10 protein-coding genes are annotated in these 14,689 nt (G+C 46.6%); 7 read left to right on the plus strand and 3 right to left on the minus strand.

The window, feature by feature from the left end; genetic code table 11:
• Window positions 1-163: 163 nt before the first annotated feature.
• A complete protein-coding gene (locus ACMAZD_RS16395) occupies window positions 164-793 on the plus strand; it encodes a response regulator transcription factor (RefSeq protein WP_012604978.1) in 630 nt (209 codons plus the stop codon).
• On the opposite strand, the gene ACMAZD_RS16400 is transcribed toward ACMAZD_RS16395, so the two are convergent.
• Entirely contained in the window at window positions 790-2,541 is a 1,752-nt protein-coding gene (locus ACMAZD_RS16400) for a potassium/proton antiporter (RefSeq protein ID WP_435247963.1), read from the minus strand. The two genes, ACMAZD_RS16395 and ACMAZD_RS16400, sit on opposite strands and share 4 nt — an antisense overlap.
• A gap of 434 nt (window positions 2,542-2,975) precedes the next feature.
• On the opposite strand from ACMAZD_RS16400, the gene ACMAZD_RS16405 reads away from it, so the two are divergent.
• The 4 genes from ACMAZD_RS16405 to ACMAZD_RS16420 all read left to right on the plus strand — a co-directional run bounded on the left by ACMAZD_RS16405 (window position 2,976) and on the right by ACMAZD_RS16420 (window position 6,951).
• Window positions 2,976-3,242 carry a DUF4212 domain-containing protein gene (locus ACMAZD_RS16405; RefSeq protein WP_004729726.1) on the plus strand — a complete coding sequence of 89 codons (267 nt, stop codon included), beginning with the start codon at window positions 2,976-2,978 and terminating at the stop codon, window positions 3,240-3,242.
• A gap of 10 nt (window positions 3,243-3,252) precedes the next feature.
• The gene (locus ACMAZD_RS16410) at window positions 3,253-4,956 is read left to right on the plus strand and encodes a sodium:solute symporter family protein (RefSeq protein ID WP_435247964.1); all 1,704 of its coding nucleotides are present in this window, start codon (window positions 3,253-3,255) and stop codon (window positions 4,954-4,956) included.
• Window positions 4,957-5,169: 213 nt separating this feature from the next.
• Window positions 5,170-5,553: a hypothetical protein gene (locus ACMAZD_RS16415; RefSeq protein ID WP_435249397.1), complete on the plus strand. Its 384-nt coding sequence runs from the start codon at window positions 5,170-5,172 to the stop codon at window positions 5,551-5,553.
• A 12-nt stretch (window positions 5,554-5,565) separates the two neighbouring features.
• Window positions 5,566-6,951, plus strand: a complete 1,386-nt coding sequence (locus tag ACMAZD_RS16420; protein WP_435247965.1) for a class II fumarate hydratase — start codon at window positions 5,566-5,568, stop codon at window positions 6,949-6,951.
• A gap of 101 nt (window positions 6,952-7,052) precedes the next feature.
• Here the strand turns inward: ACMAZD_RS16420 and ACMAZD_RS16425 are convergent, their stop codons facing one another.
• Both ACMAZD_RS16425 and ACMAZD_RS16430 read right to left on the minus strand, forming a co-directional pair.
• Window positions 7,053-10,484, minus strand: a complete 3,432-nt coding sequence (locus ACMAZD_RS16425) for a hybrid sensor histidine kinase/response regulator (RefSeq protein ID WP_435249398.1) — start codon at window positions 10,482-10,484, stop codon at window positions 7,053-7,055.
• A 110-nt stretch (window positions 10,485-10,594) separates the two neighbouring features.
• Window positions 10,595-11,785 (minus strand): 3-phenylpropionate MFS transporter, encoded by a 1,191-nt coding sequence (locus ACMAZD_RS16430; RefSeq protein WP_435247966.1) that lies wholly within the window; start codon window positions 11,783-11,785, stop codon window positions 10,595-10,597.
• Window positions 11,786-12,015: 230 nt separating this feature from the next.
• Between ACMAZD_RS16430 and ACMAZD_RS16435 the strand changes: the two genes are divergently transcribed.
• Entirely contained in the window at window positions 12,016-13,848 is a 1,833-nt protein-coding gene (locus ACMAZD_RS16435) for a DUF294 nucleotidyltransferase-like domain-containing protein (protein WP_435249399.1), read from the plus strand.
• Between the two features lie 11 nt (window positions 13,849-13,859).
• Window positions 13,860-14,492, plus strand: coding sequence for a 3'-5' exonuclease (locus tag ACMAZD_RS16440; protein WP_286294960.1), 633 nt, complete (start codon window positions 13,860-13,862; stop codon window positions 14,490-14,492).
• The last annotated feature ends 197 nt before the right edge of the window (window positions 14,493-14,689 follow it).

The raw sequence follows: 14,689 nt of genomic DNA on the forward strand, positions 1-14,689 counted from the left end.
TCATCACAGGATGGCAGTGCGGCTTTTTTGTGATTATAGGAAACACTTTCCAAGAACAGGGATAAAAGTCGATATGGTTCAGACTTTTAATGCATAGATATTGTCCAAATACTCAATCAGGATGATAATAAATATTAACTAAATTGTTAAAAGTATGAACGTCATGGACTCGACCTATACCATCATCATTGCTGATGACCACCCTCTCTTTCGCAACGCCCTGTTTCAGTCAGTTCATATGGCGATCAGCGGTGCGAACCTGCTTGAGGCTGATTCTCTCGACGCCTTACTGACTTTACTAAAAAAAGAAGATGAACCTGACCTGTTACTGCTCGACCTTAAAATGCCGGGAGCAAATGGAATGTCGGGCTTGATTCAACTGCGTGCTGAATATCCAGATTTACCGATTGTGGTGATCTCAGCCAGCGAAGATGCCAGCGTTGTTACTCAAGTGAAGAGCCACGGTGCCTTTGGCTTTATTCCTAAGTCGAGTGATATGCGTGAATTGGTGAGTGCACTTAATCAAGTACTGAATGGCGACCCATTCTTCCCTGAAGGGCTGATCACAAACAATGCAGCCTGTAGCGACCTTGCGGAAAAGCTTTCCACACTGACGCCTCAACAATACAAGGTGTTAGGGATGCTTTCAGACGGCCTGCTGAACAAGCAAATCGCGTATGAACTGAATGTTTCGGAAGCGACCATCAAGGCACATATGACAGCCATCTTCCGTAAACTGGATGTAAAAAACCGAACTCAAGCGGTTATCTTGCTACAAGAAGTCCACAACTAAGCTTCGCTTATCTCCTCTTCTAACGTCGTCTTAGGCAAACATAAACCCAGCTTGACCACTTTATGATCATCAATCTCTGCAACCACCCAAGTAATGTCATGCCACACAAAACTATCACCTAATACAGGGTGGGCACCAAGCTCTCGCTCAGCCAATTGTTTTAGAGTCATTTCTCGCTCTTCTTCCGAGCCTAGTTCAATGCCATAACAATCACTCACCGCGGCAACCGATAGTCCTACATCCAAAAAGAAATCACCAAAGAATCGAGCAGCCTCTTCAGCTAAAGGAGCCTCACTAAACAGCTCACTTAGGCTATCTAGGTCTTTATCCTGACCAAGCACACAGAGAATATCATTCGCCTCTAACACGGTACTGCCCGATGGGTGAAGCAAAGCATCTTTTCTAAACAGTGCGGTAATTCTCGTCCCTTCTGGCATAGACAAACGCTTCAGCGGTTCGCCAATACACCACTTTTCTTCTTTCAACTTATAAACAAACATCTCCCACTCACTGGTAGGGTAGATCTCAATACCAGTACGAGAAATCGGTGTCGGCGTTGGTGGTAAGGTCACTTTAGCGAGTCTTGCGACTTTCATTAAGCTGCCACCCTGAACAATCAGCGAAACCATAACCACGAAGAAGGCGATATTGAAGTACAACTGAGCATTCGGTAGGCCCGCCATCATCGGGAACACCGCCAGAATGATCGGCACTGCGCCACGTAAACCCACCCAAGAAACAAACCAGCGTTCCTTGGTGGTAAAGCTTCTGAATGGAAGTAAACCCAACCAAACAGACAGTGGACGAGCAAACAAAATCATACCAAACGCCAGTGCCAACGCAGGAAGTGCAATGTCCATCAACGTTGATGGCGTAACCAATAACCCAAGCACCAAGAACATCACGATCTGACTTAGCCACGTCATGCCATCAAGAACATTGAGAATAGAGTGTCGGGAGCGCGTCGGACGATTACCAATGAACAAGCCCACTAAGTAAATCGATAAGATACCGCTTCCGCCAAGCATGTTAGAGAACGCAAACAGAGCCACACCACCGCTGAGCACCAGAATCGAGTAAAGGCCATCGGCCAGTTGCACTCGGTTGATTAGGCTCCATAGAACCCAACCACCACCGATGCCAACAAGGGTGCCGATACCAAACTGCATCGCAAAGCTTTTGAGTAGGAAGTTCATTCCCATCTCGGCATCAGGGTTACCCAGCAGCGCAATTAAGGTTACCGTCAGGAAAACCGCCATTGGGTCATTGGTACCGGATTCGATCTCTAGGGTTGAGCCAACACGTTCATTGAGGCTCTGCCCTTTCAACAAAGAAAATACCGCAGCTGCATCGGTCGAACCTACAATCGCACCAACCAAGATTCCCTGCATCAGTGACAGATCGAACAACCAAGCGGCCATAAGTCCGGTTAAGGTCGCGGTACATGCCACGCCTATCGTTGCTAGTGAGAGTGACGGCCAGAAAGCGACTTTGAAGCTTGCGACCTTGGTTCGCATACCACCATCAAGCAAGATCACGGCAAGCGCCAAGTTACTCACCAAGTAGGTCAGCGAGTAATCATTGAAATTAATGCGACCGGGGCCATCTTCGCCCGCCAACATACCAACGAACAAAAAGATCAAAAGAATCGGAACGCCCAATCGCGAGGACACTTGCGAGAAAAGTACACTGATGGCGATGAGTACGGCACCAGTCAGAAATAAGTGATTAATGGTTATTGCGTCCAATTCGTTCCCTCAAAGAATAAAACTCGAGCTTTAAGCCTGTTGATCTTTTGCAACTAGCTTGTTGATCTTCTGCCGTTAAGCAAGGCACGGCCAAAGAAAGTACCGCAGTTACTATAACAAACTAATGTTTCGCTTCGTGTCATAGGCAGGACTAAATACAGTTTCTCGGTCATTTAGTTGTTAAATTTTATGACTCGCACTCTAATTAATCCCTTTTTGTTAGACCTTTGGCTAATTTAACATCATTGCAACATCACGTTTTTCTATGGTTCTGTCTCCTAGCTCCCATAATTCAGTACATTAGCGTGAATGCCGTCCCGACTAAAGTTGCACAGCTCCCTTGAATCATCCTTGCTACATTCTAAACCGTAACATTACGTTAACACGCTATTTTACAAAACGGTTTCTACGAAAACGGAATAAAGGAGAAGGCAATGGCGTTCGAATCTACGGAACATGCTCAAGCCTACTGGAAGGAAAACTTGGGAATAATGGGAACACTACTCGCAATATGGTTTGTGGTGTCTTATGGCGCTGGCATCTTATTTGTGGATGTCCTAAATACCATTCAATTTGGCGGATTTAAGCTAGGTTTTTGGTTCGCTCAACAAGGTTCAATTTATACCTTCGTGGCGTTGATATTTATTTACGTTGTTCGCATGAATAAGCTGGACAAAAAATACAACGTACAGGAAGACTAGAGGCTAGAATATGGATATTCAAACTTGGACGTTTATTCTCGTCGGTATTACTTTCGCAGTATATATCGGCATCGCAATCTGGGCTCGCGCGGGGACAACCAGTGAATTCTACGTTGCTGGCGGCGGTGTACACCCAGTAGCAAACGGCATGGCAACAGCCGCTGACTGGATGTCGGCAGCATCATTCATTTCAATGGCAGGTATCATCTCATTCGTTGGTTACGACGGTGCGGCTTACCTAATGGGTTGGACAGGTGGTTATGTACTACTTGCGCTATGTTTAGCACCTTACCTACGTAAATTCGGTCAGTTTACGGTTCCTGATTTCATCGGTGAACGTTACTACTCGAAGACAGCACGTATGGTAGCGGTATTCTGTGCAATCTTCGTATCATTTACGTACGTTGCAGGCCAGATGCGTGGTGTTGGCGTTGTATTCTCTCGTTTCCTAGAAGTTGACATTAATCTAGGCATCATCATTGGTATGGGTATTGTGTTCTTCTACGCAGTACTTGGTGGCATGAAAGGCATCACTTATACGCAGGTAGCTCAATTCTGTGTCCTCATTTTCGCCTTCCTTGTTCCAGCAATCTTTACATCAATCATGATGACAGGTAACCCGCTTCCACAAGTTGGTATGGGGTCAACGATTTCAGGCACAGACGTTTACCTACTCGATAAACTGGATGGACTAACTGAAGAGCTCGGATTTACCGCCTATACCGAAGGTAACAAGAGCATGGTGGATGTATTCTTCATCTGTGCAGCTCTAATGGTAGGTACTGCAGGTCTTCCACACGTAATCATTCGTTTCTTCACGGTACCAAAAGTACGTGATGCTCGTGTCTCAGCAGGTTGGGCACTACTGTTCATCTCATTGCTATACACAACAGCACCAGGCGTTGCAGCGTTCGCTCGTGTAAACATGATCGAAACGATTAACGGCCCAGACATGCAAGGTGTCGCAGCAGCAGACGCACCAAGCTGGTATAAAAACTGGGAAAGCACTGGTCTGGTCGGTTGGGAAGATAAGAACGGCGATGGCAAAATGTTCTACTCGGGCGATGAACGCAACGAGATGAAGATTAACCGTGACATCATCGTACTGGCTTCTCCAGAGCTAGCAAAACTACCAAACTGGGTTGTAGCACTACTTGCAGCCGGTGGCCTAGCAGCCGCACTATCAACAGCTGCTGGTCTACTATTGGTAATCTCAACGTCGATTTCACATGACTTGTTGAAGAAAGGCTTCAGACCAAACATGACCGACAAACAGGAGCTATTAGCCGCTCGCTTGGCCGCCATGGTCGCGATTGTCGGTGCTGGTTACCTAGGTATTAATCCACCAGGTTTCGTAGCTCAGGTAGTAGCGTTTGCCTTCGGCTTAGCCGCAGCATCCTTCTTCCCTGCCATCATCCTAGGTATCTTCTATAAGAAGATGAACAAGGAAGGCGCGATTGCAGGTATGTTGTCAGGTATTGCCTTCACAGCAAGCTACATCATCTACTTCAAGTTCATTAACCCAGCAGCAAGCACACCGGAAAACTGGTGGTTTGGTATCAGCCCAGAAGGCATCGGTACGCTAGGTATGTGTCTAAACTTCGTAGTATCAATTGCTGTAAACAAAGTAACAGCTGAAGTACCACAAGACGTACAAGAGATGGTTGAATCTATCCGTTACCCTAAAGGTGCAGGTGAAGCTCACGACCACTAAGCAACAAAAAAAGCCACTCATAAGAGTGCGACACAATAAGATAAATCAGTACTTACATTGTAGGGATTAGGTACTGATTCCAAGAAAGCCGATACGTTATGTATCGGCTTTTTCTTTTGCCTTCAAATTTTATAAAAAGAAATAATAAAGGGTTGTTTTTAAACCTTTAATTGATAATACTTATCATTAACATCCAATAAAGAGATGCAAATAATGATGAAAGAGCAGCAGGTTATCTATTCAAGGTTTTATAAGGCACAGGATCGCTTTACTTCAATAGAACAAGTTCAAGGCAACGAACCTAATATCATTCGAGACTATATTCAATGTGGCCTAACGCTTTCGGCTTACTATGAAAAGCATGCCGCCCAAGAAAATATCTTGTTATGTGAGTTGTACCTGCGCCAAGTTTTCTTCCATTTAATTGAAGCTATTGAGTCTCCTGACCGTAGTTTCACCTTTCGTCATATCTGCCTAGACTCTATTCACTCTCCACTATTTTATTTGAAACGCCACTACTGCCAACAACCACAAGGCCAAGCGCGTTTTTTGAACCTCAGCCAAACACTACAACAAGTCCAAGCCCCACTTGGCTAACAAGGATAGAATATGACCCTACAATTTCGGATTGAAAAAGACAGCATGGGCGAAGTGAAAGTGCCTGCCGAAGCGCTATACCAAGCACAAACTCAACGTGCCGCAGATAACTTCGCTTTTAGCTCGCTCAAGATGCCAACCAGCTTCATTCAAGCACTGGCGTTAATTAAGCTGGCCGCCGCCGATACTAATGCTCAGTTAGGTTTGTTAGAAGGTGATATTGCCAACGCGATAGCCGAAGCCAGCCAAGAGATCATCGATGGTAAACACCTCGACCAATTCCCGATTGATGTCTTTCAGACGGGCTCAGGCACAAGCTCTAACATGAATGCTAACGAAGTGATTGCGACACTCGCGTCAAGAAGCCTACAAGGAGACGTCAACCCGAATGATCACGTAAACATGGGGCAAAGCAGTAATGACGTAGTGCCAACGGCCATTCAAGTCAGTGTTGCTCTGATGGCAGAAAATAAGCTACTGCCTGCACTTACCCACCTTTCTACAGCGCTTACCGTCAAACAACATGAGCTTGCTAAAGTAGTCAAAACTGGACGTACTCATCTAATGGATGCAATGCCGATTACCTTTGCTCAAGAGCTGGGTGGTTGGAAATTTCAGATTGAACATGCCAAGCAAGCGATAGAACGCAGCTTGCCAGCAGTCAAGGCGCTTGCTCAAGGTGGCACAGCGGTTGGTACGGGAATCAATGCCGACCCACGCTTTGCCGATAAGTTTGCAAGTAACCTGTCTCAATCAACAAAGATCAGTTTTACCTCGAGTGAAAACTTCTTTTTTAACCTCAGCAGCCAAGACGCGATCGTTGCACTATCTGGTCAGCTCAAAACTGCAGCAGTTGCGATCATGAAGATCTCAAACGATCTTCGCTGGATGAATTCAGGACCGTTAGCAGGCTTAGGGGAGATTGAGTTGCAAGCGCTACAACCGGGTTCATCGATCATGCCGGGCAAAGTGAACCCTGTAATTCCAGAAGCAGCTGCCATGGCGGCTGCACAAGTGATTGGTAATGACACCACCATTACGGTGGCTGGGCAGTCTGGCAACTTCCAACTGAATGTGATGCTGCCTGTGATTGCTCATAACGTGTTAGAAAGCATAGAACTATTAGCCAACAGCTCAGTCGCATTGGCTGATAAAGCGATTGCTACTTTCACGGTGCGCCAAGACAATCTCGATCTAGCGCTTTCAAAGAATCCTATTCTAGTGACAGCACTCAACCCTGTGATTGGCTACCTAAAAGCGGCGGATATTGCCAAGAAGGCCTATAAAGAAGGCTTACCGATTCTTGATGTTGCAGAAAGAGAAACTGATCTCAGCCGAGAAGAACTTAGCAAGCTGCTTGATCCAAGCACACTGACGCAGGGTGGAATCGCAGGTTAGTTAATCAGTAAACAAGAATTCATGCTCCTTACCGAAACCCAAAAGGCCTCATCCGAGGCCTTTTCACTATCCGTTCACAAATCCGAACCTGTTAATTCAAGCTAGCTCACTCGATTCAAAACCGCTCTTAACTTGAGTGGCTTTACTGGCTTAGCAATAAAGTTGAAGCTGTTGGCCTTTATCGCTGCCAACATTTCATCAGTTCTATCAGCACTGATGATGACACCTTCAAAAGAATCCCCAAGACGTAAACGGCATTGCTGCAACACCTCCAGTCCTGTCCGACCATTATCGAGGCGATAATCCGAGAAAATCACATCCGGGTGCCAATCACCATCGAGACACTGCAAGCTTTCGACTAAGTCGACGGCGGTCTTAACCTCACACCCCCAACGTCCTATCAAGTTTTCCATACCAACTAAGATTTCTCGCTCATTGTCGACACACAGTATTTTCAGATGCTCGATGTCGCTGGTCGCCATTAGCGTAGAAGCTTGCACAACCTTAGCGACCTGTTCTGCTCTCGCTAAGGTGATGGAAAAGACGCTGCCTTGCTCTGGCCATGAACGCATCGATATTTGATGACCAAGAACATGGGCAATGCCTTTCGAGATCGCTAACCCTAATCCCAGGCCTTGATCGGCACGAACTTGGCTACCACGTGTAAACTCTTCGAAGATCTCTTGTTGTTTGTCTTCGTCGATACCGGTTCCGTTGTCCCACACATCAATTCGAACCTGACCATTCACTCGTCTCGCACCGAGGACCACTTTTCCTTCAGGGTTATAGCGGAACGCATTAGTCAAAAAGTTCTGAATCACACGTCTCAATAATTTAGGATCCGAGTGAATAAACAGTGACGAAGGGATCATCTTAAATTCAATCTTTTGCTGCACAGCCAACGCACTGAATTCAGCATTCAAATGGGTTAATACATCGTGCACCGTAATTGCATGAATGTGGGTTTCTAACTTTCCTGATTCCAATCGAGAGATATCCAACAGGTCCCCAATCAGATCTTCAGCCGCACCCAACGCACTTTCAATATGAGATGAAAGCTGCTTCTCCTCTTGCTCTTTTGCCACCTCAGAAAGAGAAGAAGCAAATAGACGCGCGGCATTGAGCGGCTGCATCAAATCGTGACTCACCGCAGCAAGAAAACGACTCTTAGATTGAGATTCTTGATCCGAAATTTGCGTCGCTTTAACTAAACGTTGGTTAAGCTTTTCGAGCTCTTGAGTTCGCTCATGCACTCTCGACTCCAAGCTTTCATTGGCATCTTTTAGCGCTTGTTCTGCTTGTCTGAAGACCGTGATGTCGGTAAAGCTCATCACAAACCCGCCACTTGGCATCGGGTTACCTTGCACCTCAATGACTCGACCATCAGGACGAATACGAGATGAGGTGTGTCGAGTGCCTTGTTCAAGGTGATAAACACGGCGTCGAACGTGATCTTCTGGGTCGCCAGGACCACACAAACCTTGCTCAGCATTGTGGCGAATCACATCTGAAATGGGTCGGCCGACTTGAATCAAGCCAGCAGGGAATTCAAACAGCTCAAGATAACGTTGATTCCACGCCACCAGCCTCATTTGTTTGTCTATTACTGCAATGCCTTGCCCTATGTGTTCAATCGCACCTTGCAGTAAACCGCGACTGAAGTCGTACAGTTCTGAGGCTTCATCAACGATGGTCGCAACTTCCTCAAGCTGCATGTTTCTGCCTTGCAAGGCCGAAGTGAGTACTAACTTAGCAGACGAAGCACCGAACACCCCTGCAAGTACGCGCTCTGCGTGTCGAATCAAACTCGCGGGCGCTTGTTGATTGGGAAGTAACGGCTGGCCGTGTTGCTGCCAATAGCTGTGTAAAGCACTTTTCGCTCGCTTACGACCCACAAAACGCGAGGCGAGCATCTCTAATTCAGCCACCGTTACGCGGTTCTGATAGAGACTAATATTCTCATTTTCAGGCAATGGCGTACCAACGAATGCTGCCGATTGTAAGCGCTCACTTAGGCTTGGTCGTGTCGTCATCGAGACCAGCACATAACACAAGGTATTGAGTAAGATACTCATCACGATACCCCAGTTTGAACTGCTGACATCCCATCTACTCAGCAGCTCTGGCGGCGTAATAATCCACAGCAGTAAATTACTGTCGCTATCGCCCGCCAACATACTGGTTTGGCTCATCAAGGTGATCAGCCAAATCACTGAACCAACTAATAAGCCAACATAGACACCCTTTCGATTGCCCAGACGCCAATACAAACCACCGATCAAGGCGGGGGCAAACTGCGCAATCGCCGCAAAAGAAAGAAAGCCGATCGCCGACAGGGAATGAATGGTATCGAGCGCCTGATAAAATGCCCAAGCACCCAACAGCAATAATAGGATCAGTCCACGACGAATCACCAATAACAAGCCCGAAAAATGTTTATGCGTTCTTTGCGTCAAGCGCATGCGGCGCAGCAACAGTGGCATCACAAGATCATTCGATACCATGATCGCCAATGCGATGGTTGAGACAATCACCATACCACTCGCCGCAGAGGTTCCTCCAAGAAAAGCCAGCAAGGCAATATGATTGGCTCCTTCTGCCATCGGCACGCTGATCACATAGGTATCAGCCGGCATACCCGTAAGTAACCCCTGACCAGCCCACGCAATCGGTAGAACAAACAGCCCCATTAGAATGAGATAAAGAGGAAATAACCAACGAGCGGTGTGTAAATCTTGCGGTCGTTCGTTTTCAACCACCATCGTGTGAAACTGACGCGGCAGACAGACAATCGCCAACATCGTGAGAATGGTGTGAATCACTAACGTGGGAATATTGGGCGATTCATAAGTGGAAGCCGCCACATCAAGCAGGTCGATTTTATCGCTACTCATCGCGAGATAAATGATAAACAGCCCAACAATCAAGAAGGCGGCCAGCTTAACGATCGACTCAAACGCCACCGCCATCATCATGCCACGGTGATGTTCTGTGTTATCGATGTGCCGAGTACCAAACAGCATCGTAAAAATCGCTAATGCACCGACCACAAACCAAGAGACGTGATAATTCTGATATCCAAAATCTTCCGCGAGATCGGGGGCGACAATCTCCAAGCCCATCGTGATACCACGCAACTGTAGCGCGATATAAGGAAGAATACCGACCACGGCAATCACGGTAACAGCAACAGCCAGGCCCTGAGATTTTCCATAACGAGCCGCGATAAAGTCGGCAATAGAGGTGATGTGTTCACGCTTCGCGATGAGGATCAGCCGAGCTAAGATCCGCCACCCCAACGTGAAAACTAAAATAGGGGCGAGGTAGATGGGTAAGAATGACCAAGGGTTATTACTGGCCTGCCCGACCGTTCCGTAGAAGGTCCAAGAGGTACAATACACCGCAATAGAAAGACTATATATCCATGGACGCCAGCGTGATAGCCAACGAACTTGCCTGTCTCCATACCACGCGATCAGAAATAACACGCCCAAGTAAGCTAAAGAGACTGGAATTACTACCCATCCTTGCATTAAAAACCCTTTCTTCATCCATAAAAAAACTCTCCATAAGGGAGAGGTTTCATTTAACTAGGGAAGTGCGTTTAACTCAATCGCATCGCTTAAATTCTGTGCTTTGGGCTTTAATTCTGAGCATCAGATTGAGCTGAGGCTGTTTGATTGACTTCAACGACTGAACTTCTTTCATCCAGTTTAATGAATAAGGCCAATCCGCCCATCGCTGCCATACCCCAGAAAATATTCGCACCCCAAAGCTCATAGCCCCAACCACTTAAGGTCGTCATTAGCGCGATAAAGGCACCTAATGGAATCGCGTTGTACAGAGCTTGTAGGGCAACCATCTTGTTCTGTTCTTCAGATTGGATATATTGAATCGCAGCGATGTGCGCCATGGCAAATGTCACGCCGTGAAGCAATTGCACAAGAATCAAAGCCGCGATCGCGGTGGTCGATGCGGTAATACCCCAGCGAGCCATCACACCTAATGCTGCTATCACGAACAGAGTACGTAATGTGATTCCAGAAAACAGTCGCTTGCTCAAAGCAAACACAGCCACTTCTGCGACAACACCTAGACTCCACAAGTAACCAATAATCGCTTCAGAGTGACCCGCCTCTTTCCAATAAATCGCACTAAAGCTGTAATAAGCTGCATGGCTACCTTGCAGCAGCGCCACCAAGACTAAAAATTTAACCACTGACGACTCTCTTAATAACTCACCTAATTTTGGTCGTACTGCCTGTTGCTCAGAGTGTGTCACTGGCATCACGTTAGGGTTTCTCATCGCCAACACTAATGACATCAGCACACCAGCAAACGCTGTATACAAAATCATGTCAGTCCCGAATTGCGCGACCAAATAACCAACCACAGTCGAGCCGGCAATAAAGGCAATCGAACCCCATAAACGAGTACGTCCGTAGTCGAGCATATTAAGACGGCTGTAGTGGTTAGCCATCGCATCCGAGAGTGGAATGATTGGCCCATAACAGAGGTTAAACAAAACCGTTGCCAACAACATCAATATGAAGCTGCCGCCAGTGAAGAAGTGGAAGCCAACAAACAGCAGTGCCGCGAAACTCAAGCAACGCAAAGCCGGCATTAAATGCTCAACTTTATGGATACGTGGCGTAATCACGAGGTTAGCAACACAGCGCGTCGCAAAACCAATACCAATTAGGACACCAATGTCACCCGCAGAAACGCCCTGGTCTTCAAACCACAGCGCCCAGAATGGCAAATAAACGCCATAAGCAAAAAAGAAACCAAGAAAATACTGGGAGATCCAGCCATAAGGGGAAGGACTAAACATAGGCAACCTATAAAAATGTGCAAACAAAGGCAGAACCAATTATGCCTAGGTCGCATACGATGAAAAAGGGAATTATTGAGGAGATAGCATTCCTGTATTCAATGAATACCGATATCCCATTTGACTCAGGTATTCAGCGATCACCAACACCCACGATCGCATTTAGACTAAAGTCGTCTGGAGCTTCGCTGGTAATTTGTCAGACTGAAAAGAGACTCCTACTTCTTTCGATGCTTATGCCTGATAAATTTAATATGCAGCACCCGCCTTTCGATAGCCTATCCGACACGGAGCAGTTAACGCTGCGTTCCTCATTGGATGTGGTTTATTACCGAGCACACGAGGTGATATTGGAGGCAGACCGCCCAAGTCGCCATCTGCATATTCTGATTAAAGGCGCTGTTGAAGAGCGCGCGAGCAGCGATGGAGAGATCTACGCACACTATGCCAATGACGATATCTTCGATGTACGCAGTCAGTTTGAGCCTCACACCAAACACCAATATATCGCGCTTGAAGATACGTTAAGTTATCTACTGCCAACCGATACCTTTCTCGAGCTGTACCACGCCAATGGCCAGTTTGCCGCTTACTTTGATAGCAACCTTTCGACACGAAAAGCCTTGATAGAAGCCGCTCAACAGCAACAGAATCTTGCCGAGTTCATACTAACCAAAGTGGACGAGTCGATCTATCACCCTCCACTGATACTGGAACCCAGTAAACCTATCAACCAAGTCACTCAAACCCTTAAAGAACAAGGGCTGGACTCGGCCCTTATTCATTTAGAACATGATAATCCAAAAGCTTTTGGATCATCATGTACCTTTCCGTATGGAATCGTCACAAGAACCAATTTATTGCACGCGGTGATGCTCGATAATCATCCGCTCGATACCGCGGTTGGCGAGATAGCAACGTTCCCGGTACTGCACGTTAATCAAGGGGACTTCTTGTTTAACGCCATGATCACCATGACCCGAAATCGCGTAAAAAGGCTGATGGTTTGTGATGGTCCCAATGCTGTTGGTATGGTGGATATGACGCAGATTCTGAGTGCATTCTCTACTCATTCTCACGTTCTTACTTTGCGTATTGCGCGATCCACCAGCATTGAAGAGCTGGCATTAGCCTCCAACAAACAACGTCAATTGGTCGAGAGCTTGCTCAGTAACGGCATTCGCACGCGCTTTATCATGGAGCTAATTTCAGCCGTTAATGAACAGATCATAGAGAAGGCTTTTGAGTTGGTTATTCCACCAGCATTGCAGAATCACTGCTGCCTGATCGTGTTGGGGTCTGAAGGTCGCGGAGAGCAAATCCTTAAAACCGACCAAGATAATGCGCTGATTATTCAGGATGGCTTGGAGTGGCACCAATGCCAGAGCGCCATGAACGACCTAACTCATACATTACAGCAATTGGGCTACCCACTCTGCCCGGGCAACGTGATGGTTAACAACCCTAAATGGGTTCATTCACAACAAGAATGGAAACAAACGCTCACCCGTTGGGTAAAAAAAGCAACGCCCGATACCGTGATGGATATTGCCATCATGGCGGATGCACATGCCGTTGCGGGTAACAGAGAACTATTAAATCCAGTCAAACAACACCTGAGTGATTTGATACTAGGACAAGAGTTAATTCTGACTGAATTCTGCCGCCCAGCTCTTAACTTTTCAGTTCCCCTCACCCTGTTTGGTAATGTAAAAAAATCCAAGTCAGGGCTCGATATCAAACAAGGTGGTATTTTCCCGATTGTGCACGGTGTGAGAGCACTTTGCCTTGAGCATGGTGTGACGGTGAACAACACCTTTGAACGCATTGAACAGCTGGTTAGCAAGAAGGTGTTAGAGCAAAGTACCGCGGACAACCTCAATGAAGCACTCAGACAGTTCTTTAAGTGGCGCTTGGCGCAAAGGCTTTCACAGCAACACAGCAGCAATAAAATCGACGTCAAACTGATGGAACGGGCTGACCGAGACTTACTTCGTCATAGCCTGCATGTGGTCAAGAAGTTCAAGCAATGGCTTGGCTACCATTATCAGATAAGGGATTAGACGACTGAACGATGAATAGATTGGTTCGCTATTACTGGCATCACAAACTCAAAGGCTCTCCTTATCAGCCTCTGTTTGCTGCGCCTGTTGATCACGAATACGTATCTCTTGATTGTGAAACCACCAGCCTCGACCCCAATCAGGCCGAACTGGTCACCATTGCCGCGACCAAGATCATCGGTAACCGAATCATTACCAGCCAACCTTTTGAAGTCCGGCTACGAGCCCCTCAATCGCTCGATTGCAATTCAATCAAAATTCATCGTATTCGCCATCAAGATCTAAAACACGGTATTGAAGAAAAACAGGCCTTAATCGAACTGCTCGACTTCATTGGTAATCGTCCTTTAGTCGGTTACCACATCCGCTATGACAAGAAAATTCTCGACCGAGCCTGTTTAAAACAACTCGGATTTCCACTGCCTAACCGATTAGTCGAAGTGAGCCTGCTCTATCAAGACAAACTCGAAAGACAGCTTCCCAATGCCTACTTCGATCTCAGTATGGACGCCATCTGCCGCCAGCTCGATTTACCTATCCCAGTAAATAAACATGATGCATTACAAGATGCTATCTCCGCTGCGCTGATCTTTGTTCGCCTTAAACACGGTGATTTACCTCGTTTCAATTCTTCTTATTCCTAATTCAACCATTGCCTCTCTACATAGAGAGCAATATCGCAAAAATGAACTTAACTCGCTATTTTGTAAGTGAAAAGCGCCGTCTCATCCTAAAGTCTAATTGTGGAAATCGCCGTCCTAGCCGAGAGTGATAGCACAACGACGGTCCTGTAATAGACTTAGAAACTGAACACAAAGGAAGTTGCCAGTTCATTAAGAAT

The organism is Vibrio sp. nBUS_14 (assembly GCF_051201655.1).
GTDB lineage: Bacteria > Pseudomonadota > Gammaproteobacteria > Enterobacterales > Vibrionaceae > Vibrio.

Excerpts from the sequence above, each read along its gene's own strand:
- ACMAZD_RS16395 (WP_012604978.1), top strand. The coding sequence starts at position 164 with ATGGACTCGACCTATACCATCATCATTGCTGATGACCACCCTCTCTTT.
- ACMAZD_RS16405 (WP_004729726.1), top strand. The coding sequence starts at position 2,976 with ATGGCGTTCGAATCTACGGAACATGCTCAAGCCTACTGGAAGGAAAAC.
- ACMAZD_RS16410 (WP_435247964.1), top strand. The coding sequence starts at position 3,253 with ATGGATATTCAAACTTGGACGTTTATTCTCGTCGGTATTACTTTCGCA.
- ACMAZD_RS16415 (WP_435249397.1), top strand. The coding sequence starts at position 5,170 with ATGATGAAAGAGCAGCAGGTTATCTATTCAAGGTTTTATAAGGCACAG.
- ACMAZD_RS16420 (WP_435247965.1), top strand. The coding sequence starts at position 5,566 with ATGACCCTACAATTTCGGATTGAAAAAGACAGCATGGGCGAAGTGAAA.
- ACMAZD_RS16425 (WP_435249398.1), bottom strand. The coding sequence starts at position 10,484 with ATGCAAGGATGGGTAGTAATTCCAGTCTCTTTAGCTTACTTGGGCGTG.
- ACMAZD_RS16430 (WP_435247966.1), bottom strand. The coding sequence starts at position 11,785 with ATGTTTAGTCCTTCCCCTTATGGCTGGATCTCCCAGTATTTTCTTGGT.
- ACMAZD_RS16435 (WP_435249399.1), top strand. The coding sequence starts at position 12,016 with ATGCTTATGCCTGATAAATTTAATATGCAGCACCCGCCTTTCGATAGC.
- ACMAZD_RS16440 (WP_286294960.1), top strand. The coding sequence starts at position 13,860 with ATGAATAGATTGGTTCGCTATTACTGGCATCACAAACTCAAAGGCTCT.